Source organism: Pseudooceanicola onchidii, assembly GCF_004959925.1.
Lineage (GTDB): Bacteria > Pseudomonadota > Alphaproteobacteria > Rhodobacterales > Rhodobacteraceae > Pseudooceanicola > Pseudooceanicola onchidii.
In genome coordinates this window covers 84,281-104,350 of record NZ_SPUW01000002.1, presented here as the reverse complement: position 1 = coordinate 104,350, position 20,070 = coordinate 84,281, and the positions used below count along the sequence as shown (strand labels likewise).

The following is a 20,070-nucleotide window of genomic DNA, read 5'->3' as shown; positions in this document are numbered from 1 at the left end:
ACAAACCGTCAAATCGGCGCATCAAAGGACCGAAGCGGTATGGAGCAGGTATTGTCATACGCCATGCTGGGCATGGCCATCGCACTGTTGGCGGTGCTCATGCGGATGTTCAGCCGCCTCTCCTCCGAGGGGCTTGAGATCGCGCGCGACGCCGGACGCAGCGTTCACGAGGTCGCGATCCCGATCCGGGTCATCGCGGCGCTGTCGACGCTGATCGTGCTGATCCGGGTGGCCGAGGTCGCGCAAGTGTCGGTCTACGGCGTGATCGGCGGGTTGATCCTGATGCCGTCGCTCGCTTGGCTGAACGCCTATGTCTGGCAGTTCCGCGCGACTTTGAAGGGGTCGGACCTGACGGTGATGGGACCGAATTTCCGCACGCAGGACTATGACCTGACACGCCTGATCGAGGTGCGCGACAACCTGCATGGCACCTGGGGCCTGCGGTTTCAGGGTGGCGAAGGCTGCTGGCTTCTGAAATACCTCAGTGGTCGCAACACCCTGCGCCGGGCCCTGCTTGAGGCGCAGCCCTACTACTAGGCCGCCCCATGCCCGAATTGCCCGAGGTCGAAACCGTTCGCACCGGCCTTGCCCCGGTGATGGAGGGCGAGGTCATCGCCCAGGCCCATGTCAACCGCCCCGACCTGCGCTGGCCCTTCCCCGAACGGATGTCCGAACGGCTGACCGGCGCGCGGATCGAACGTCTGCGGCGGCGATCCAAGTACATCCTGGCCGACCTCGACCGGGGGGAAACGCTGCTGATCCATCTGGGCATGTCCGGCCGCATGACGGTCTCGGGCGATCCGCTTGGTCAGTTCGTGCATGACCACCCGCAGGCCGAAAAACACGACCACGTGGTCTTCGACATGGCGTCTGGCGCGCGGATAACCTTCAACGATCCCAGGCGCTTCGGTGCGATGGACCTGATGTCGACGGTTGAATCCGAAAGCCACCCCCTGCTGGCGGCCCTTGGGCCGGAACCGCTCGGCAATGCCTTCAACGAGGACTACTTCATCGCCGCGGTGAAGCCCCGCCGCACCCCGATCAAGACCGCGCTGCTGGATCAGAAACTGGTCGCCGGGCTGGGCAACATCTATGTCTGCGAGGCACTGTTCCGCGCCGGGATCGCCCCCACGCGCCGGGCTGACCGGATCGCCACGCCCCGTCTTGCCGCGCTGGTCCCGATCATTCGCGACGTGTTGGCCGAGGCGATCGCGGCGGGGGGATCCTCGCTCAAGGATTATCGGCAGGCGGACGGCGAACTGGGCTATTTCCAACACAATTTCGATGTCTACGGGCGCGAGGGCGCGCCCTGCCGCACCCCCGGCTGCGAGGCCACGATTCGACGGGTCGTGCAGTCGGGCCGGTCGTCCTTCTACTGTCCGCAATGTCAAAGATAGCTTGATCCGAAGGGGCAAGCTGTTAGTGAATCGCTTCTGACACTCACAACAGACGGCCCTTACCCCATGGCTTACGAGACGATTATCGTCGACATCGAAGACGGCGTGGCGACAGTCAAACTGAACCGCCCCGACGCAATGAACGCCCTCAACACCGACCTTCTGGGCGAACTGGCGGATGCGCTAACTGCCGCACAGGCCAACGAAAAAGTCCGCTGCATCATCCTGACCGGATCCGAGAAGTTCTTTGCCGCCGGCGCCGACATCAAGATGATGGCCGAGAAGTCCTTCGTCGACGTTTTCGCGGGTGATCTGTTCACCGAGGAAACCGGCGCCATCCTTCGTGTCCGCAAGCCGATCATCGCTGCCGTGGCGGGATATGCGCTGGGTGGTGGCTGCGAACTGGCCATGATGTGCGATTTCATCATCGCCGGGGACAACGCCAAGTTCGGCCAGCCCGAGATCAACCTTGGCGTCATCGCGGGCATCGGCGGGACGCAGCGCCTGACCAGATTTGTCGGCAAATCCAAGGCGATGGACATGAACCTGACCGGTCGCTTCATGGATGCCGAAGAAGCCGAACGCTCGGGCCTCGTGTCGCGGGTGGTGCCTGCCAAGAAGCTGATGGAAGAGGCGCTGGGCGCGGCCACGAAGATTGCCGAGAAGTCGATGATCTCCGTCATGGCGGTGAAGGAGGCGGTCAACCGTGCCTATGAAACCCCGCTGACCGAAGGCCTTCTGTTCGAGCGCCGGGTGTTCAATTCGCTCTTCGCGACGGACGACCAGACCGAGGGCATGAACGCCTTCCTCGAAAAACGCCAGCCGCAGTTCCGCGACAGATAAGGCGACGGGCGGACACGGTTCCGCCCGTAAAATCAAAGCGTTCCGGGGGAGGGAACCATGGAGATCAAGGGCAAGGTTGCCATCGTCACCGGCGGTGGCCAGGGGATCGGCGCGGCGCTGGCACGGGCATTACATGCCGCCGAGGCCAAGCATGTCTGCGTCTGTGACCTGAATGGCGACAACGCCCGGGCGGTGGCGGATGAGATCGGCGGCACGGGGCTGCAGGTCGACGTGCGCGATGCCGCGGCGATCGAGGCGATGATCGACCGGATCGAGGCCGATGAGGGCCCGGTGGATCTGATGTGTTCCAACGCCGGCATCGCCAATGCCTTTGATCTTAAAGTGGAAAACGCGGCCGGCGCGACGGCGGAGGAGTGGCAGCTGGCCTGGGAGGTCAATGTCATGGCGCATGTCCACGCGGCCCGGGTGCTGGTGCCCCGGATGATCGCGCGCGGTGGCGGATATTTCCTGCACACGGTCAGCGCGGCAGGCCTGCTAAGCCAGATCGGCAGCGCCACCTATTCGACCACGAAACACGCCGCCGTGGGCTTTGCCGAGAACCTTGCCATTTCCCACAAGGACGAGGGAATTCGCGTATCTATCCTTTGTCCTCAAGGGGTTGCGACCCCCATGCTCAGCGGGATCGGCGACAGCGGGCCGCAATCCGGCGACGGGGTTCTGACCGCCGAGGCCGTGGCCGAAAGCGCGTTGGACGGCATCCGGAACGACCAGTTCCTGATCCTGCCGCACCCGCAGGTGCAAGAGTATATCGAGGCGAAAGCGGCCAACTATGGGCGCTGGATCGGCGGGATGGCCAAGTTCCAGCGCGGGTTTCGCGAGACCTGATTCAAGGCGCTGATTCTTAGGGGAAATCCTGACGTCATAAGTAGCGCTAATGAATTTCGGAATCCATTAGCTCAGCTTATCGAAGGGGTGCTGCCGGGGGCTTTGCCTGCGAAACGGGCAGAGCCGCGCAAAACGCCCCGGCGGTTTGCGCGGTCCGTTCGGGGCAGGACGCGCGCCCCTTTGGCAGGGGGCGCCTGACCAACCCTTTCCAAACCGTTACAGCTCCGCCCGGTGTCAGTCGCGGAAATCGCCCTTGGACTTGCCGCGATACTTGGCGGTCAGGGCGTCGGGCACCTCGGATCCGTCGTAGAGGAAGGGCAGGATGCCGACCCGCGCGCCGCGCCCGCGCATCTTTTCCAGATCCGCCTCGGACCGGGTGACCCGCTGCGACAGGCGCAGGCCCCAGGCGTGCAGGTGGCCATAAAGCCGCGCGATCTGATCGGCCTGCGCGGGATCGGCGCCGAGGTCGTGATATTCGTCGGGGTCGGTCGCCAGGTCGAACAGCATGGAGCGGAAGCCGCCTTCGGCATGGATCATCTTCCACCGGCCGTCGAACACCATGAAAAGCCGCGCATCGCGACTGTCGACGCCCAACTGCGCCCGCATCGGCGTGACGGAATAGTCGTATTCGGAAATCACGACCTCGCGCCATGTTGCGGGCTTCTGTCCGTGCAGAAATGGCAGAAGGGATCGACCTTCGATGATGTGGTCGGGCACGGCGCCGCCCGCGGTCTCGACAAAGGTGGCGGCCAGGTCGATCGCCTCGACCAGGGCATCGCAGGTGGTGCCGCGCGTGGCCTCGGCCTGGGGCCGGGGGTCCGAGATGATCAGCGGCACCTTGACCGACTGCTGGTGAAACAGGTCCTTTTCGCCCAGCCAGTGATCGCCCAGGTAATCGCCGTGATCCGAGGTCAGCACGATCATCGTGTCGTCGATCTGCCCGGTCGCCTCGAGATGGTCGAGGATGCGGCCCAGCTGATCGTCGCATTGCCTTATCAGGCCCATGTAGGCGGGAATGACCTTGGCGCGGACCTCGTCGCGGGAAAAGCTTTGGCCGATCTTGTTGCCCATGAAGGCGGCATAGACGGGATGTGGATCGACGCGTTCGCCGGGATCGCGGCGGGCGGGCAGCACGTCGTCGGGGCCATACATGTCATGGTAGGGCGCGGGCACGATGTAGGGCCAGTGTGGCTTGATATAGCTGACATGGGCGCACCAGGGGCCGGTCGCGTCGCGCAGGAAATCCAGCGTGCGATCGGTGAGCCAGGGGGTCTCGCTGTCCTCTTCGCGGATGTTGGCGGGTTTGTCGGCGTTGCGGAAGAACCATCCCGAGGCGATTTCGTCGCCCGACAGCCCGGCATTGGCGAAATCGGCCCAGGGGTTGTCGGACGGATAGCCCCTGGATTTCAGGAATTCGTTGTAGGGGCTGCGCTTGCGGTCATAGAACCCGTCCGGCCCTTCGCCCCAAAGCCCGTCATCGCGCACCACCGCGTCAAAGCCGCATTCGGACTGCCGCGCGCCGATCACCGTGTCGGGGGCCAGGCCCAGGCGTTCCATCCCCTCGGCGTCGGCGACCATGTGCGTCTTGCCGATCAGGTAGCAGCCCATGCCGAGCTTGCGCAGGTGATCACCCAACGTGATCTCGCCCACCCGCAGGGGAAACCCGTTCCACTGCGCCCCGTGGGACGAGGCATAGCGCCCGGTGTAGAAGGACATGCGCGACGACCCGCAGACCGGCGATTGCACATGCGCCTGGGTAAAGCGGACCCCGCGCGCCGCTACCCGGTCGAAATTGGGGGTTTGCAGCGTCGGATGCCCGGCACAGGAGAGGTAATCGAACCTCAGCTGGTCATACATGACGAACAGGATGTTCATGGCGATCCCCCCCTTGATGCAGCGCAGTTAGGCATCCTGACCGCGCGATGCCAAGCGGGACGCCGATGCAGTCGGGATGCCACAAGAATTCACGGCTTCGTGATCGGCGTCGATGCCGCGCGGTTCCAGCGCCACCAGATCCCTTGTTTTGCTGGAAAAGGGGGCGCGCGTCGATTGCGCCGGGCGCCAATGCGGAATGGCCAAATTTCAATTATTCCGGTAGGATAGTATGATGCAAAGGGAAACGCGGCTTCCGTCGGACCATTGATCCAGATTAAGGTCGTACCCGTATACATGTTGTGAATAAGTGATGCCGGCAGCACGGGTGTCAGAGGCGATTTGACCTGTCACCTGCCTGCCGGTTCCAGTGACCGGGGTAAGGGGGTAGCCATGTCAAAGCCAGCCGCCGAACGCAGTCGCACGGAAATGGGGTACCGGGTGAAAACCCTGCGCGAGAAGCGCGGGCTTACATTGCAGGTTCTGTCCGACCGGAGCGGCCTTGCGATTTCGACGATTTCCAAGATCGAGCGGGGCCTTATGGCGCCCACCTACGATCGGTTCTCGGGCCTGGCGAAGGGCCTGGGCGTCGATGTGTCGGAACTGTTTTCCGACCGTGGAGAGACCTTCGAGCCCGGCCGGGTCGAGGTGGCCCGCGTCGGAGAGGTCAGCCACCTCGAGACCGAGAACTACAGCTACGAGCTTTTGTTCACCGATGTGCGGGCCAAGGGCATGACGCCGATCCTCGGCACGCTCAAGCCGCTTGAGAAGATGCAGTTCGACCGGATGGTGCGCCACCCCGGAGAAGAGTTCCTGATGGTGCTGTCCGGATCGGTCGTGGTGCAGCTGGAAGGCAAGGACGACGTGATTCTCGGCACCGGGGATTCCCTGTACTTCGACAGCGGTCGCGGCCACCTTTATGCTGCGGCTGAAGATGCGGGGGCACGGATCCTCGTTGTTTGTACGCATTCCGGCGATAACCCGGTGCAACCCGGTTGACTTCGCGGCGAGTCGGGCCTAATAGCGCGGCTTCAGAACGTACGAACCCTAACCACGGGACGGAATAATTATGGCCAATTCGCCTCAATCCAAGAAGCGCGCACGTCAGATGGTTGCCCGTCAGACGGTCAACAAGGCGCGCCGCTCGCGCATCCGCACCTTCCTTCGCAAGGTGGAAGAGGCGATTGCGTCGGGTGACAAGTCGGCAGCTTCCACTGCACTTCAGGCTGCACAGCCTGAACTGATGCGCGGTGTCACCAAAGGCATCATGCACAAGAACACCGCAGCACGGAAAATGTCGCGTCTGTCCGCCCGCGTGAAGGCAATCGCCTGATCCGAACGGACAACTGCTTGAAGTTTAAAGGGCGTCGCGAAAGCGGCGCCCTTTTGCTTGTGGCGCTTCTGCCACCGTATTCAGATTCGATTTCGACCTTCTGCGAGTCAAGAACTTCTTGTCGTTGCGACTCTCTCCCGGCAGTTGCTAAAGCTTGTCTTGCGATTCACGTCGCCTGTTTGGGGCACCAAGGACCCCGGTCGAGCGGAACACCCGGCACAGCCAGCATAGAATGGCGCTACGCCGGATTAGGGACGATCCGAACCGAACCAGGGTGCAGGCGGGTTTCGCAGCTTTAGGTTGAGTGGTCGGGGACAATGTTCCACCCAACCCGCTGCGAGTCCTGACAAAGTATGTATGACCAGAGCGTGTTCCTGCTGCGGGGACCGTACTGGCTGTGCTTTGCCGTTACAGCGCGTGTTTCGGGCCATGAGGCCGATTGAGCAAGTTCGAAGAAAATCTGGGGGCAACAGAACCAAAATGACAAAAGAGCAATGGGGCACGGTCAAGGAAAAGCTGCTGAAGAACGTCGGGCAGAGCAATTATCGCAATTGGATCGAGCCCCTCGTCTTTGACCGGATGGATGAAGGCGTGGCCGTGATCGGCGCCCCGAACTCTTATGCCGGCACCTACGTCGCCCGGAATTTCGGCGATCTCATCCTGGGCGAAGTCTCTGCCGTCTACGACCAGGTCCGCCGCCTTGAGTTCATCGTGAACAAGGCCGCCAACACCAACGCATCCCAGCCCGCGCGCCCCGCGGCGATGGAGGTTGAACCGACAGCCGAGGCGCCTGCCAGCGCCCCGGCCCCGGCTGTTGCCGCCACGCCCGCGCGCACCGGCCTGGACGCGATGCTTCAGCCCGCGCCGCTGGATCCGCGTTTCACCTTCGACCGCTTTGTCGTCGGCAAGCCGAACGAACTGGCCCATGCCGCTGCCCGGCGTGTGGCCGAAGGCGGCCCGGTGACCTTCAACCCGCTGTTCCTGTACGGCGGCGTCGGCCTGGGCAAGACGCACCTGATGCACGCGATTGCCAACGAACTGCAGGTGAACCGGCCCGAGCTGACGGTGGTCTACCTGTCCGCCGAACAGTTCATGTACCGTTTCGTCCAGGCGATCCGCGAACGCCGCACGATGGATTTCAAATCGCTGTTCCGCACCGTCGACGTTCTGATGGTCGACGATATCCAGTTCATCGCCGGCAAGGACAGCACGCAGGAAGAATTCTTCCACACCTTCAACGCGCTGGTCGATCAGAACAAGCAGATCATCCTGTCCGGCGACCGCGCCCCGGGTGAAATGACCGACATGGAAGAGCGCATCCGGTCCCGCATGCAGTGCGGCCTGATCGTTGACCTGCACCCGACCGATTACGAACTGCGCCTTGGCATCCTGCAGTGCAAGCTGGATGCGCACCGCGACCAGTACCCGGATCTCAAGATCGCGCCCGGCGTTCTTGAATTCCTGGCGCACCGTATTTCCACCAACGTCCGCGTCCTCGAAGGCGCGCTGACCCGTCTGTTCGCCTTTTCGTCTCTGGTCGGTCGCGAGATCACGCTGGACCTGACCCAGGAATGCCTGGCCGACATCCTGCGCGCCTCGGACAAGAAGATCACGGTCGAGGAAATCCAGCGCAAGGTCGCCGAACACTTCAACATCCGCATGTCCGACCTGATCGGGCCCAAGCGGGTGCGCACCTTTGCCCGGCCGCGCCAGATCGCGATGTACCTGGCCAAGACGCTGACCTCGCGGTCGCTGCCGGAAATCGGCCGCCGTTTTGGCGGGCGCGACCACACCACGGTGATCCACGGCGTGAAGCGCGTGGAAGAGCTGAAGGTGCAGGACAGCCAGATCGCCGAAGACGTCGAGATGCTGCGCCGCGCGCTCGAGGCCTGATCCGCCAAAAAACCGGTACGTGACGCAGGGGATCGTGGAAACGGTCCCCTTCGTTTTGCGGGTTGCCTTGACCCTGCCCGGAAACCATCGGAAAAAGCCAAGAAACCACTTGTGTGACGCCATGAAACCGGTAGCTTTCCGGTCCCGGCATCGCACGGGTCAAATCTGGGACAGGAGTCTGGGGTCATGAAAATCAGCATCGAACGTGCCGCGCTTCTCAAGGCGGTGTCCCAGGCCCAGTCGGTGGTCGAGCGGCGCAATACGATCCCGATCCTGGCGAACGTGCTGATCGAGGCCGAGGGCAACGACGTGCAGTTCCGCGCCACCGACCTGGATATCGAGGTCGTCGACAAGGCGCCGGCGATGGTCGAACGCGCCGGGGCGACCACGGTCAGCGCCGTGACCCTGCACGAAATCGTCCGCAAGCTGCCCGACGGGTCCATGGTGACCCTGTCCGAGGACGGCGCGGCAGGCCGCCTGACGGTCACCGCGGGCCGGTCGAACTTCAACCTCGCGACCCTGCCGAAGGAAGATTTCCCGGTCATGGCGTCGTCGGAATACCACTCGAACTTCTCGGCCCCCGCGCCGGTGCTGCGCCGCCTGTTCGACAAGTCGAAATTCGCGATTTCCACCGAGGAAACGCGGTATTACCTGAACGGCGTCTACATGCACATCGCCGAAGGCGAAGGCGGCCGGGTGCTGCGCTGCGTGGCCACCGACGGCCACCGCCTGGCCCGGATCGACGCCGAGCTGCCCGAGGGCGCCGAGGACATGCCGGGCGTGATCGTGCCGCGCAAGACGGTCGGAGAGCTGCGCAAGCTACTGGAAGACGACGAGATGAAGATCGCCGTCTCGGTCAGCGAAACCAAGGTGCGCTTTGCCACCCCCGACATCACCCTGACCTCGAAGGTCATCGACGGCACCTTCCCGGATTATTCGCGGGTCATCCCGCAGGGCAACACCAAGAAGATGGAAGTGGACGCCGCCGATTTCGCCAAGGCGGTCGACCGTGTGGCCACCGTGTCTTCGGAACGGTCGCGCGCGGTGAAGCTGGCGCTGGACGAGGACCGGCTGGTCCTGTCGGTGAACGCCCCGGATTCGGGCGCAGCCGAGGAAGAGCTGGCCGTGGCCTATGGCGATGAGCGGCTCGAGATCGGGTTCAACGCGAAATACCTGCTGGAAATCGCGTCCCAGGTGGACCGCGAGAACGCGGTGTTCCTGTTCAATTCGGCCGGTGACCCGACCCTGATGCGCGAAGGCAACGACACGAGCGCGGTCTACGTCGTCATGCCGATGCGCGTGTAAGGGGTGGCCGCTGGCGCGGCCAGCGCGTCGCGCGAGAGTATTTTTGGCAAGATGAAGATGGGGGTTGGCTTGGGACGGTTGTGTCTGACCCGGCTGACCCTGTCGCATTTCCGGTCCTACCGGCGCGGCGTGGTCGAGACCGACGGGCGGCCGGTGGCGATTCACGGGCCGAACGGGGCGGGCAAGACCTCGCTTCTGGAGGCCGTGTCTATGATGTCGCCCGGACGCGGCATGCGGCGCGCGGCGGCCGAGGATCTGATCCGGCGGCCCGAGGCCCTGGGCTGGAAGCTGACGGCCGTGCTGCGGTCGCTGCACCAGGTGCATGAGCTGGAAACCATGGCAGAGCCGGGCACGGCGCGTAGCGTGCGTATCGACGGCAAGGCGGTGGCGCAGGCCGGGCTGGGGCGCGTGGCGCGGGTGCTGTGGCTGGTGCCCTCGATGGACCGGCTGTGGATCGAGGGGGCCGAGGGGCGGCGGCGGTTCCTGGACCGGATGACGCTGAGCTTTGATCCATCACATGCCGAGGTATCGCTGGCCTATGAGAAGGCCATGCGCGAACGCAACCGGCTGCTCAAGGACATGGTGCGGGACGAGCATTGGTACGTTGCGCTGGAAGGCCAGATGGCCGAGGCCGGGGCAAAGATCATGGCGAACCGGGCGGCGGCGCTGGAGCTGCTGAGGGCGGCGACAGAGGATGCCGCGACGGCCTTTCCCGCGCCGGAACTGGCGATGCGCCATGCCGAGGGGGATCTGCCCGACGGCGCCGAGGGGCTGCGCCGGGCGCTGGCCGAAGGGCGGCGGCGCGATCTGAGTGCGGGGCGCACGCTGATCGGGCCGCATCGCATCGACCTGGAGGCGCATTGGGCGGCCAAGGGGATCGCGGCCAGGGATGCCTCGACCGGGGAACAGAAGGCCTTGCTGATCTCGCTGATCCTGGCGAATGCGCGGGCTCTGGCCGAGGATTTCGGGGCGCCGCCGATCCTGCTCTTGGACGAGGTGGCGGCGCATCTTGACGCCGATCGGCGCGCTGCCCTTTATGACGAGGTCTGCGCCTTGGGCGCGCAGGCCTGGATGACCGGTACCGGAGCGGAACTGTTCACGGAGCTGGGCGCGCGGGCGCAGCACCTGCGCGTGACCGAAGAGGCCGGTGAAAGCCGGGTGGAGGAGGCGGCATGACCCCGCAGCGTGTGAACCTGATCACTTTGGGTGTGGCGGACCTGGGCCGGGCGAAGGCGTTCTACGCCGCGCTTGGCTGGGATCCCGTGCCCTCGCCGCCCGAAGTGGCGTTCTACCGGATGCATGGCATGGCGCTTGGGCTGTTCGGGCTGGCGGATCTGGCGAAGGACCAGGGGCGCGAGGGTGCCACGCTTGGCTTTGGCGCGGTGACCCTGGCGCAGAACTTTCCCGACCGGGCGGCGGTGGATGCGGCCTTTGCCGCCGCGCTGGCCGCCGGGGCCACGAACCTGAAAGCCCCCGAAGAGGTCTTCTGGGGTGGCTATTCCGGCTATTACGCCGACCCGGACGGCCATGTCTGGGAACTGGCCCACAACCCCTTCTGGACCGTCCACGAGGACGGCACCCTGACGATACCGGATCCTGAATGACCCTCACTTTGACTCAGCTGGCCTTTTACGCCGGCGCGCTGTTCGTCCTGTTCCTGACCCCCGGACCGGTCTGGCTGGCCCTGACCGCGCGCGCCCTGTCGGGCGGGTTCAACGCCGCCTGGCCGCTGGCGCTTGGCGTGGTGATCGGCGATGCGCTCTGGCCGTTGCTGGCGGTGCTGGGGGTGAGCTGGATCGTCGGCCAGATCGAGGGGTTCATGACCATCCTGCGCTATGTCGGCGCGGCGATGTTCCTGACCATGGGGATCCTGCTGATCCGCAACGCCGACAAGACCATCGCCGCCGACAGCCGCCTGACCCGGCCCGGCATGTGGGCGGGGTTCGTCGCGGGGCTGGTGGTGATCCTGGGCAACCCCAAGGCGATCCTGTTCTACATGGGCGTGCTGCCCGGGTTCTTCGACCTGAGCCAGGTGACGGCCTGGGACGTCGCGGCGATCATGGGGATTTCCATGGCCGTGCCGTTCATCGGCAACCTGCTGTTCGCGCTGATGGTGGACCGGGTGCGGCGGGTGCTGGCTTCGGGGCGGGCGATGCGGCGCACCAATCTGGTCGCCGGGGGGCTGATGATCTGGGTCGGCCTGCTGATCGCCGTGCTTTAGCCTAGCGCGGCCTTGGCGTCCTCAAGCCGCTTGTGGCCTGCTGCATAGGCCGGGCGCTGTTCGCAGCGATCCAGGAAGGCCTGCACGCGGGCCAGCGGCGTATAAAGCCCGAAGGCCGCGAGATAGCCGATCGAGCCCGCCATCATCGCATCCGCCATGGTGAAATCATCGCCCGCGAACCAGTCGTGGCTGTTCAGGTGCGATTCAAACGCGTCGGTCATCCGGTCGAACGTGCCCCAGGGATAGGAGGTCGGCCGCTGTTCCAGCCCGCCGACCTTTTCGGCAATCGCAGGTTCCAGCGCCGAGGGGGTGAAGAACATCCAGTACAGGTACGGACCCCGCGCGGCGGCATCCAGCGCCGGGGCCAGCCGCCCCATGGCGTAGCGGTCGGCGAGGTAGAGCGCGATGGCCGCCGTATCGGCCAGGTGCACGTCGCCATCCGACAGGGCGGGCAGCTTGCGCAGGGGGCTGGCGGCGGCGAACCCGGGGCTGGGTTGCGCCTTGGGATCGGCGAAATCAAAGCGCTCCAGCTGGTAGGGCTGGCCCACTTCCTCAAGCAGCCAGAACATACGTTCGGCGCGGCTGCGCGGGGTCCAGTAAAGGGTGATCATGGGGTTCTCCGATGCGCGATCCTGATGCGGCGCAGCCTAGCGAAACCGGGGGCCTTGTCCATTGCCGCAAGGGCAGCGGGAAACCACCAAATATTGTGTCTTTGGCGTGACAAGACCCCCAGCCGACGGTATAAACTGGGCATCTTACGAGGAGCGTTTTCCGCATGGCTGAAGCCCAGAATACCGAGCAATCCTACGACGCGGATTCCATCAAGGTTCTCAAAGGCTTGGATGCCGTCCGCAAGCGGCCGGGCATGTACATCGGCGACACCGACGACGGGTCGGGTCTGCACCACATGATCTACGAGGCCGTGGACAACGGCATCGACGAGGCGCTGGCCGGTCACGCGGACTTTGTGAAGGTGAAGATTCACGCCGACAATTCGGTATCGGTGCGCGACAACGGCCGGGGCATCCCGGTGTCGATGCACGCCGAGGAAGGCGTATCCGCGGCCGAGGTCATCATGACCCAGCTGCACGCGGGCGGGAAGTTCGACCAGAACTCCTACAAGGTGTCGGGTGGTCTGCACGGCGTGGGCATTTCCGTGGTGAACGCGCTCAGCGACTGGCTGGAACTGCGGATCTGGCGCGACGGCAAGGAACACTATGTCCGGTTCGAGAATTCGGAAACCGTGAAGCCGCTGGAAGTCGTCGGCGAGGCCAATGGCGAGAAGGGCACCGAGGTGCGGTTCCTGTCCTCGACCCAGACGTTTTCGAACCTCGACTACGACTACACGACGCTGGAAAAGCGCCTGCGCGAACTGGCCTTCCTGAATTCCGGCGTGCGCATCGTGCTGGAAGACGAACGCCCCGCCGAACCGATCCACACCGAGCTGTTCTACGAAGGCGGCGTGAAGGAATTCGTCAAGTACCTCGACCGGTCCAAGCAGGGGATGATGGACGATCCCATCTTCGTCGAGGGCGAAAAGGACGGCATCGGCGTCGAGGTCGCGATGTGGTGGAACGACAGCTATCACGAGAACGTCCTGCCCTTCACCAACAACATCCCGCAGCGCGATGGCGGCACGCACCTGGCGGGCTTCCGGGGCGCGCTGACCCGCACGCTGACCCGCTATGCGCAGGAATCCGGCATCGCCAAGCGCGAGAAGGTGACCTTTACCGGCGACGATGCCCGCGAAGGCCTGACCTGCGTGCTGTCGGTCAAGGTGCCCGATCCCAAGTTCTCGTCCCAGACGAAGGACAAGCTGGTGAGCTCCGAGGTGCGGCCGGCGGTCGAGAACCTGGTGGGCGAAAAGCTGTCCGAGTGGTTCGAGGAAAACCCCAATGAAGCCAAGATGATCGTCGGCAAGATCATCGAGGCCGCCATGGCCCGCGAAGCCGCCCGCAAGGCGCGCGAACTGACCCGCCGCAAGACGGCGCTGGACGTGAACTACCTGGCCGGCAAGCTGAAGGACTGTTCCGAAAAGGACCCGTCCAAGACCGAACTTTTCATCGTCGAGGGTGACTCGGCCGGGGGCTCGGCCCAGACGGGCCGGGACCGGGGCACGCAGGCGATCCTGCCGCTGAAGGGCAAGATCCTGAACGTCGAACGCGCGCGGTTCGATCGCATGCTGTCGAGCCAGGAGATCGGGAACCTTGTCATGGCCCTTGGCACCGGCATCGGCCGGGACGAATTCAACATCAGCAAGCTGCGCTATCACAAGATCGTCCTGATGACCGATGCGGACGTCGACGGCGCGCACATCCGGACCCTGTTGCTGACCTTCTTCTATCGCCAGATGCCCGAGCTGATCGAAGGCGGATACCTGTATATCGCGCAGCCGCCGCTGTATAAGGTTTCGCGCGGAAAATCAGAGGTTTACCTGAAGGACCAGGCCGCGCTTGAGGATTACCTGATCGACCAGGGCACCGAAGGCGCGGTGCTGCGCCTGGGCGGCGGCGACGAAATCGCCGGCCCCGATCTGGTGCGCATCGTGACCGAGGCACGGACGATCCGCCGCTACCTTGACAGTTTCCCGACGCATTACCCGCGCCACATCCTGGAACAGGCCGCCATCGCCGGTGCCTTTGTCGCCGGCGAGGTCGACGCCGACCTGCAGGGCGTGGCCGACAACGTCGCGCAGCGGCTGGACGAGATCGCGGTCGAATACGAACGCGGCTGGTCGGGCCGCCAGACCCAGGACAAGGGCATCCGCCTGTCCCGCGTCCTGCGCGGCGTCGAAGAGGTCCGCACGCTGGACGGCGCGGCCCTGCGCTCGGGCGAGGCGCGGCGTCTGGGCCAGATGACCGACCACCTGAAAGAGATCTACGGCACCCGCGCCACCCTGGTCCGCCGCGACCGCACACAGCCGATCCACGGCCCCCTCGACCTTCTGGACGCCATCCTGCAGGAGGGCGAACGCGGGCTGCAGCTGCAACGCTACAAGGGTCTGGGCGAGATGAACCCCGAACAGCTGTGGGAAACCACGCTGGACCCCGAGGCGCGCACCTTCTTGCAGGTCAAGGTCGACGACATGGCCGAGGCCGACGACATCTTCACCAAGCTGATGGGCGACGTCGTTGAGCCACGCCGGGAATTCATCCAGGCCAACGCGCTGAACGTGGAAAACCTGGATATCTGAGGCCTTGTAGGATCGCGCATAATCGTGCGCGGTGAGCATAAGATTGCGCGATTTGCGCATAATGTTGCGCCCGTATGCAGACGCAGGTTCTTGGTTGGCATCGGCATTCATCAGCGAAAGACTGATGGCTAAAGAGATGTTGTAGTAGGGGAAGATTGCCTTTTGAAAACTATTTTCCATTCAGCGCAAAGCGACTGACAAGTCGAAGTATATCACGAGCGAGATGTTTCTATGAGCGGCGACGCTACATCCGAAATCGACCAGATTTATGAAGTTGCCAATGTATCTGGCAACGCGGGCGAAAAATCTGGCTCGGGCTCCGGAGCCATGAAGCTGACAAAAGCCACGATCAAGAACTTCAAGGCGATCGAGGAAACCACCATTCCGTTGTCGGATTTCACGGTCATTGTGGGAACCAATGGCAGCGGAAAGAGCTCTATCTTGCAAGCTCTTCACTGGATGCTACAGAGTGGTCGAAATCTCAGCGTGGAGCCACGATCCCCGGCAACTGCGACAAAAAATGCAGAGGCTTCAACGCTTTCGGAACTCGAAGCGACATACATGCCGTCGCCAGAATACAAAAATGCTTCTCATTCAACCGAGTGTGGCAACTTTGCCGCAGCTCCCAGAATGGATTTGGAAATCGAAGCAAGCATTGATGGGGCACCGACGATCGGAAGTTCGATGTGGATCAAGTCCGCACGAAACGAAGGTATCAGCGTCCATGTTCCCTCCAACAATCTGATCACGACGCTAATACGATCTCAGCAGCGGGAAATTTCGGCCTACATTCCGGGACTTGCGGGCATACCATTGTCGGAGGAAAAACGGTCCAAGAGGATTGTCCACCGCCAAGCAGCGGCAGGCGACGCAAATACGGTTCTCAGGAATGTATTGGAGTTGCTCAAGGGAACCGCGTCGACACATGGAAGGGATAGCCTTGCAGAAGTCGAGGCGCTTGTATCCCGGGTTTTGGGACCTCTAAACCTCCAAGTCACTTTCGACGATGAAAAAGACTACAAAATAAATGCTGCGTTTCAAACGGAAGCGATGAAAGCTGCTGATCCCAAACGCTTTAAGCCGTTGAAACTGGCCGGTATCGGATTTCTACAAGTCATCCAGATATTTGCATACTTGGTTTATTTCCGACCTCGGATTCTCTTGGTCGATGAGCCGGATTCGCATCTTCATCCCGATGTGCAAGAACGACTTACTCTCGCTCTCATGGAGGCAGCCATCAAGTATGACTGCCAAGTTCTGCTTACTACGCACAGCCCCAGTGTCGTTCGAGCTCTTACGGTGGATGCGACGCTCATCTGGATGAAACAAGGAAAGGTTGCCAGCGACAATACTGATGAAATCCGGCGCGACATGGGTTGGGGCTTGCTGGACAAGAGCATCCTGTTGGTAACCGAGGATGATAAGGTTGGCATGTTGAACAAGCTGCTCAGCCAGTGGCCAACCTTGTTTCGGAAGACCGCAATCTGGCCTGCCCGCGGTAGCTCAAGCCTTCCTCCGGCAGCGAGCATCGCAGGCCTCCGTCAGTTGTTTGGTAATAAAATGAAGATCGTGCTCCACAGAGATTGCGATTTCATGCTGCAAGAGGATCAAGCTCTTCTCGCGCAGCCTTACAGCGATCAAGATATCGCGGTCTGGTTCACAAATGGCTCAGACATTGAGTCATACTGGATCAATGATGCCATAGTTTCATTTGAGTATGCTGTGTCTGCGGAGGAAGCCCGCGAGTTGATCAATGACGCATGCGATCTGCTCGACGCAAAGGATGCTGCAAAGCGCTTCAACTCTAAACGGACAGAGGTGGTCAAACAGATATCAGCCTACCAAAAAGGCGAGGCTGAGTATGTGGGACCGGCAGAAGCGCGAGTTAAGCTTTCTGAGCGCGGCAGAGAGTTCACATATGTAGGCAAAGAGCTCCTTTCAGCCGTGCGCAAGTCAGCCACAGATAAAGGATTAAAAGGTGGACATGGGCTGGGGAAAGCTCTTCCAGGAGATGCAGAAGTGGCAGAACACCTGAAGAAATTATTGCAGGGTCTCTGAAATCAAACTGCTCCCATTGGAGGTCGCGCTCTTCAGTTCGCTTTACGAATATGACGGGCGCTCGTGGAAATCGTAGCGAACGGCCTCACTCCCCATTAGCTTTGGGGTTTGTCATCATACAACTCCAACGGCACGGCGGCACTGGTTTGCAAGTCGGTTCACATAATGGCTATTTCGCCGCAAATCCAAAGCGCTCGACCAATTAAACAGATCGATTTCTAAATTGTGTCGGCAACGGTCATCTACGAATATTAGCAGACAGGGCTGCTTGTCAAAAGCAATGTCTGAGGGGTCTCAGATACTCAACGTTTGATGGAAGAACATTGCCTCTCCAACCAACCTGAAATCACGTCGACGATCTGGTCGGAATTTTTCTCCAGCATCATCATATGACCGTTGCCATAAATATCTCTATCTTCAAGAAGGATGTGGTCCACTTCGACACCCGCTTGCCGCAGAAATCCGACTGTCAGGTGATCATACATCCTGTGATATGACGCCTCTGCTGAAATCACTAAGGTCGGAATCTTTTTGAGATTCGGCAGTTGGCGAGCAGGTGTCGCCTGGCGCCAGCCCAAGATAGCCCAATCGGTCGCAAAACCTTCAAATTCCAACGGGCTTTTTTCCGAAACCGGCGGTGAGTATTCCAGCGGCGCTATCGTAACCCCGAATGGCCGGGCTGGTGCGTGGCTTACCGCAGTGCCTCCTCGGAGATCGACTGCGTCTCGCGGAGGACCCACTGGCTCGACAGCGACGATCCCTTGCGTCAGGTCCGGTCGGGCATCGGCAATGAGCCAGCCGAACGCGCCAGCTTGAGAATGAGTGAGTAGGACAGCCGGCCCGATCCTGTCGAGCAGAGCGGCCCCGGCGGCTCGCATCAACCACTCGCTCTCGGCGTCAGGGATATAGGGAACCATGCTGGCGTAGAAGGCATCGAACTGCGGATCTCCGCGATGCCCTGCGCCGGGCCATTGGGTGTGGTTTTCAGCGCCGGGCCAACCCAGGTGCTTCGACGATGCAGTGAAAAGAAACTCGACCTTCTCGGGGCTCATGACGCGCAGCGGTCCGTGGAGGGAAGGATGAAGGGCAGAGCGCCCGCGGGTGGGCTGATCGACAACGGCGACGCACCAACCATCATCAAGAAGTCGGTTCGCCCAGCCCGGACGTCCATCCGGCGTTGTCATCCAGCAGGTGCCCGTCAAGCCGCTGCCATGTATCAGGACAATTGGCCAGGGGTGCCGACGACGGTCCGGATGCAGCACCTCGACGAACATCTGACCGTGCATGATCGCTCCAACCGGGCTGTCGACGTAGCTGCCGCCGACAAAGAATGCCTCGCTCGAGGCCGAGCCGTGACATCCTTGGTCATCCATCTGCGTCAAAGGTTTCCCAGTTCCAGATCGAGCAGTCGGACATAGGACTGTCCGCTGTGCATGTCGCGCTCTTCGACCGCACCCTGGGGTGAACGGCGCGGAAAGGAGAGCTTGATCGTCCGAAGGCTCGGGACCTCAAAGCGTTTCACCTCGTCGGCCTCGCGCCCGTAGATTGCTCCGATGCTCCTTGCGGACAGGGCTGGCAGACTGCGGCATGCCTCGAAGGTGTGGTCATCGGGAAAGAAAACGTCAATCGTGACCCAGAAGGGACCGGCATTCTTGGAGCGGACATAGCGGGCAACATCTTTCAGTCGAGTCATTGCGCAGCGACCTTTACTGGTTGAAGGGACAGGCGGACGAGCTCGAGCGGGTCATCGACCGACACGACGTGGTTTAGACGGAATTCGTGCACCTGGCCGCGTTCGATCTCGGCAGGTGAAAATGGATAGGCATAGCTGGGCAAAGGGATGCCGGGCTTGCGTGGAAAATGAAAGAAAGTGGAGTTCAACGATTTGGCGATCCGGGTCGCCAAGTCTTGGGTCGGCGCAGTAACGATCATCATTAACCCGATCTCCTGCGGGATGTAGTCGGGCTTAACTGGCGTGCCTGAGACCGCATTGTAGCCGTAGGGTCTGAAGGAAAGTGACCAGCCTTCAAGGCCCGGGAAAGTTCGTTGCACGACGGTATCGAGATGTCCGCTCATGCGCTCGAGGAATGCCGGAAGGTCCGAGAGAACATCGGGGTCCTGAATGCCGATCATCATGATCGTCTGGAATGGGCCCGAGGACGCTCCCTCCAGCTTCATTGTGTAGGCCCCTTTTTCCCAGCGTGACCCGGATACACGAACGGTGCGAGAGTCCAGCTGCTCGTATCGCGCATCGGTTGCATCGAGAACTCCACCGGGTTCGTAAAGCCGGAACGGGTCGCTATTCTCGTAAAGCATGTGGGCCGAGACGGATTCAGGTGTGCAGCGGGTCTCCGGCGACAGCGGCCTAACATCGAAATGGTCACGGCCCACCTCGATCAACACACCACCGCCGCGGGGATCTTCGGTGCAAAGGCCACCACATTCAGCAATTTTGCCAGCATGCCATGCGCTGGCAACGCCTGCGCCATTCATTAGCGGCACAGCCGCAAGAATGGCCGCGTCAGTGGTGCGTCCGGCGAGAACGATATCAGCGCCGTGCTTCAAAGCCTCGATGAACGGTTCGGGCCCCATGAGCGCGACAATGTGGCGGCACTCCGTGGCTACATCGTCCGAGTAGTCGGCCGCCGGGGGCAGGCTTGTGATGCGCCCGTCGCGCGCCTTGGCGGAAAGTCTTGTTTTATCCTGTTCGCTGTAAATAAGTGCGATCTGGGGCGCGAACCCCAATTCACCGGCCACTTCGTCGACAATCTCGCGGGTCCAATCGACGCCCATATCGGTGCCTGAGGTTGCGCAGGTGCCGATCAAGATCGGAACTCGCCGTGGCAACGCTACTTGCATCATTGCCTTCAAATCGCGCTTTACCGCATCGCGACCCACCTTGGAGATGCCGGTGGCAAGGCAGGAGGGGCCGCTATCCGTCGAACCAGCGTCAACAGCGACGACAACTGCACCCATATTCAGGCCTGCTTCAACCTGCTCAGCCCGAACCCCACTGCCCAATGCGCCCGCAGGCACAACTACCCCAACCTTGATATCGCTCATGTCGCAAACCTCGTTTCGTGTCAGGCTCACGTTATGGTATACAATC

At 62.1% G+C, this 20,070-nt stretch carries 18 protein-coding genes; 13 read left to right on the top strand and 5 right to left on the bottom strand.

Annotated features, from left to right (window positions below; genetic code table 11):
* Positions 1-39 precede the first annotated feature (39 nt).
* The 4 genes from E4S58_RS08375 to E4S58_RS08360 all read left to right on the top strand — a co-directional run bounded on the left by E4S58_RS08375 (position 40) and on the right by E4S58_RS08360 (position 3,086).
* Entirely contained in the window at positions 40-537 is a 498-nt protein-coding gene (locus tag E4S58_RS08375) for a hypothetical protein (protein WP_136635965.1), read from the top strand.
* An 8-nt stretch (positions 538-545) separates the two neighbouring features.
* On the top strand, positions 546-1,397 hold the full coding sequence (gene mutM / locus E4S58_RS08370; protein ID WP_136635964.1) for a bifunctional DNA-formamidopyrimidine glycosylase/DNA-(apurinic or apyrimidinic site) lyase: 852 nt from the start codon (positions 546-548) through the stop codon (positions 1,395-1,397).
* A gap of 66 nt (positions 1,398-1,463) precedes the next feature.
* Positions 1,464-2,240 (top strand): enoyl-CoA hydratase, encoded by a 777-nt coding sequence (locus E4S58_RS08365; RefSeq protein WP_136635963.1) that lies wholly within the window; start codon positions 1,464-1,466, stop codon positions 2,238-2,240.
* Positions 2,241-2,297: 57 nt separating this feature from the next.
* Entirely contained in the window at positions 2,298-3,086 is a 789-nt protein-coding gene (locus tag E4S58_RS08360) for an SDR family oxidoreductase (protein WP_136635962.1), read from the top strand.
* Positions 3,087-3,320: 234 nt separating this feature from the next.
* Here E4S58_RS08360 and E4S58_RS08355 read toward each other — a convergent pair whose 3' ends face one another.
* Positions 3,321-4,961, bottom strand: a complete 1,641-nt coding sequence (locus E4S58_RS08355) for an alkaline phosphatase family protein (RefSeq protein WP_136635961.1) — start codon at positions 4,959-4,961, stop codon at positions 3,321-3,323.
* Positions 4,962-5,351: 390 nt separating this feature from the next.
* Here E4S58_RS08355 and E4S58_RS08350 point away from each other — a divergent pair, with 390 nt between their 5' ends.
* The 7 genes from E4S58_RS08350 to E4S58_RS08320 all read left to right on the top strand — a co-directional run bounded on the left by E4S58_RS08350 (position 5,352) and on the right by E4S58_RS08320 (position 11,710).
* Entirely contained in the window at positions 5,352-5,957 is a 606-nt protein-coding gene (locus tag E4S58_RS08350) for a helix-turn-helix domain-containing protein (protein ID WP_136635960.1), read from the top strand.
* A gap of 70 nt (positions 5,958-6,027) precedes the next feature.
* Complete coding sequence (rpsT, locus tag E4S58_RS08345) at positions 6,028-6,291, top strand: 30S ribosomal protein S20 (RefSeq protein ID WP_136635959.1); 264 nt, start codon at positions 6,028-6,030, stop codon at positions 6,289-6,291.
* A 480-nt stretch (positions 6,292-6,771) separates the two neighbouring features.
* A complete protein-coding gene (dnaA, locus tag E4S58_RS08340; RefSeq protein WP_136635958.1) occupies positions 6,772-8,184 on the top strand; it encodes a chromosomal replication initiator protein DnaA in 1,413 nt (470 codons plus the stop codon).
* 186 nt (positions 8,185-8,370) lie between these two features.
* Positions 8,371-9,489 carry a DNA polymerase III subunit beta gene (gene dnaN, locus E4S58_RS08335; RefSeq protein ID WP_136635957.1) on the top strand — a complete coding sequence of 373 codons (1,119 nt, stop codon included), beginning with the start codon at positions 8,371-8,373 and terminating at the stop codon, positions 9,487-9,489.
* A gap of 51 nt (positions 9,490-9,540) precedes the next feature.
* Positions 9,541-10,665 (top strand): DNA replication/repair protein RecF, encoded by a 1,125-nt coding sequence (recF, locus tag E4S58_RS08330; RefSeq protein ID WP_420821276.1) that lies wholly within the window; start codon positions 9,541-9,543, stop codon positions 10,663-10,665.
* Positions 10,662-11,093: a VOC family protein gene (locus E4S58_RS08325; RefSeq protein WP_136635956.1), complete on the top strand. Its 432-nt coding sequence runs from the start codon at positions 10,662-10,664 to the stop codon at positions 11,091-11,093. Before recF ends, E4S58_RS08325 begins: the two co-directional genes overlap by 4 nt.
* Positions 11,090-11,710 (top strand): LysE family translocator, encoded by a 621-nt coding sequence (locus E4S58_RS08320; RefSeq protein WP_136635955.1) that lies wholly within the window; start codon positions 11,090-11,092, stop codon positions 11,708-11,710. The genes E4S58_RS08325 and E4S58_RS08320 overlap by 4 nt, the downstream gene beginning before the upstream one ends.
* Here E4S58_RS08320 and E4S58_RS08315 read toward each other — a convergent pair.
* Complete coding sequence (locus tag E4S58_RS08315) at positions 11,707-12,321, bottom strand: glutathione S-transferase family protein (protein WP_136635954.1); 615 nt, start codon at positions 12,319-12,321, stop codon at positions 11,707-11,709. The genes E4S58_RS08320 and E4S58_RS08315 overlap by 4 nt on opposite strands.
* A 164-nt stretch (positions 12,322-12,485) precedes the next feature.
* Here E4S58_RS08315 and gyrB point away from each other — a divergent pair, with 164 nt between their 5' ends.
* Entirely contained in the window at positions 12,486-14,903 is a 2,418-nt protein-coding gene (gene gyrB, locus E4S58_RS08310) for a DNA topoisomerase (ATP-hydrolyzing) subunit B (protein WP_136635953.1), read from the top strand.
* 231 nt (positions 14,904-15,134) lie between these two features.
* Positions 15,135-16,961 carry an ATP-dependent nuclease gene (locus E4S58_RS08305; RefSeq protein WP_136635952.1) on the top strand — a complete coding sequence of 609 codons (1,827 nt, stop codon included), beginning with the start codon at positions 15,135-15,137 and terminating at the stop codon, positions 16,959-16,961.
* A gap of 302 nt (positions 16,962-17,263) precedes the next feature.
* Here the strand turns inward: E4S58_RS08305 and E4S58_RS08300 are convergent, their stop codons facing one another.
* From E4S58_RS08300 to E4S58_RS08290, 3 genes are read right to left on the bottom strand one after another with little or no spacing between them, the layout of a single operon-like run.
* Positions 17,264-18,334 (bottom strand): alpha/beta hydrolase, encoded by a 1,071-nt coding sequence (locus E4S58_RS08300; RefSeq protein WP_136635951.1) that lies wholly within the window; start codon positions 18,332-18,334, stop codon positions 17,264-17,266.
* Between the two features lie 5 nt (positions 18,335-18,339).
* Positions 18,340-18,654: a DUF4387 domain-containing protein gene (locus E4S58_RS08295; protein WP_136635950.1), complete on the bottom strand. Its 315-nt coding sequence runs from the start codon at positions 18,652-18,654 to the stop codon at positions 18,340-18,342.
* The gene (locus E4S58_RS08290) at positions 18,651-20,024 is read right to left on the bottom strand and encodes an acyclic terpene utilization AtuA family protein (RefSeq protein WP_136635949.1); all 1,374 of its coding nucleotides are present in this window, start codon (positions 20,022-20,024) and stop codon (positions 18,651-18,653) included. The genes E4S58_RS08295 and E4S58_RS08290 overlap by 4 nt, the downstream gene beginning before the upstream one ends.
* Between the last annotated feature and the right edge of the window lie 46 nt (positions 20,025-20,070).

Coding starts and splice junctions, on each gene's coding strand:
- E4S58_RS08375 (WP_136635965.1), top strand. CDS start 40: ATGGAGCAGGTATTGTCATACGCCATGCTGGGCATGGCCATCGCACTG.
- mutM (WP_136635964.1), top strand. CDS start 546: ATGCCCGAATTGCCCGAGGTCGAAACCGTTCGCACCGGCCTTGCCCCG.
- E4S58_RS08365 (WP_136635963.1), top strand. CDS start 1,464: ATGGCTTACGAGACGATTATCGTCGACATCGAAGACGGCGTGGCGACA.
- E4S58_RS08360 (WP_136635962.1), top strand. CDS start 2,298: ATGGAGATCAAGGGCAAGGTTGCCATCGTCACCGGCGGTGGCCAGGGG.
- E4S58_RS08355 (WP_136635961.1), bottom strand. CDS start 4,961: ATGAACATCCTGTTCGTCATGTATGACCAGCTGAGGTTCGATTACCTC.
- E4S58_RS08350 (WP_136635960.1), top strand. CDS start 5,352: ATGTCAAAGCCAGCCGCCGAACGCAGTCGCACGGAAATGGGGTACCGG.
- rpsT (WP_136635959.1), top strand. CDS start 6,028: ATGGCCAATTCGCCTCAATCCAAGAAGCGCGCACGTCAGATGGTTGCC.
- dnaA (WP_136635958.1), top strand. CDS start 6,772: ATGACAAAAGAGCAATGGGGCACGGTCAAGGAAAAGCTGCTGAAGAAC.
- dnaN (WP_136635957.1), top strand. CDS start 8,371: ATGAAAATCAGCATCGAACGTGCCGCGCTTCTCAAGGCGGTGTCCCAG.
- recF (WP_420821276.1), top strand. CDS start 9,541: ATGAAGATGGGGGTTGGCTTGGGACGGTTGTGTCTGACCCGGCTGACC.
- E4S58_RS08325 (WP_136635956.1), top strand. CDS start 10,662: ATGACCCCGCAGCGTGTGAACCTGATCACTTTGGGTGTGGCGGACCTG.
- E4S58_RS08320 (WP_136635955.1), top strand. CDS start 11,090: ATGACCCTCACTTTGACTCAGCTGGCCTTTTACGCCGGCGCGCTGTTC.
- E4S58_RS08315 (WP_136635954.1), bottom strand. CDS start 12,321: ATGATCACCCTTTACTGGACCCCGCGCAGCCGCGCCGAACGTATGTTC.
- gyrB (WP_136635953.1), top strand. CDS start 12,486: ATGGCTGAAGCCCAGAATACCGAGCAATCCTACGACGCGGATTCCATC.
- E4S58_RS08305 (WP_136635952.1), top strand. CDS start 15,135: ATGAGCGGCGACGCTACATCCGAAATCGACCAGATTTATGAAGTTGCC.
- E4S58_RS08300 (WP_136635951.1), bottom strand. CDS start 18,334: ATGGATGACCAAGGATGTCACGGCTCGGCCTCGAGCGAGGCATTCTTT.
- E4S58_RS08295 (WP_136635950.1), bottom strand. CDS start 18,654: ATGACTCGACTGAAAGATGTTGCCCGCTATGTCCGCTCCAAGAATGCC.
- E4S58_RS08290 (WP_136635949.1), bottom strand. CDS start 20,024: ATGAGCGATATCAAGGTTGGGGTAGTTGTGCCTGCGGGCGCATTGGGC.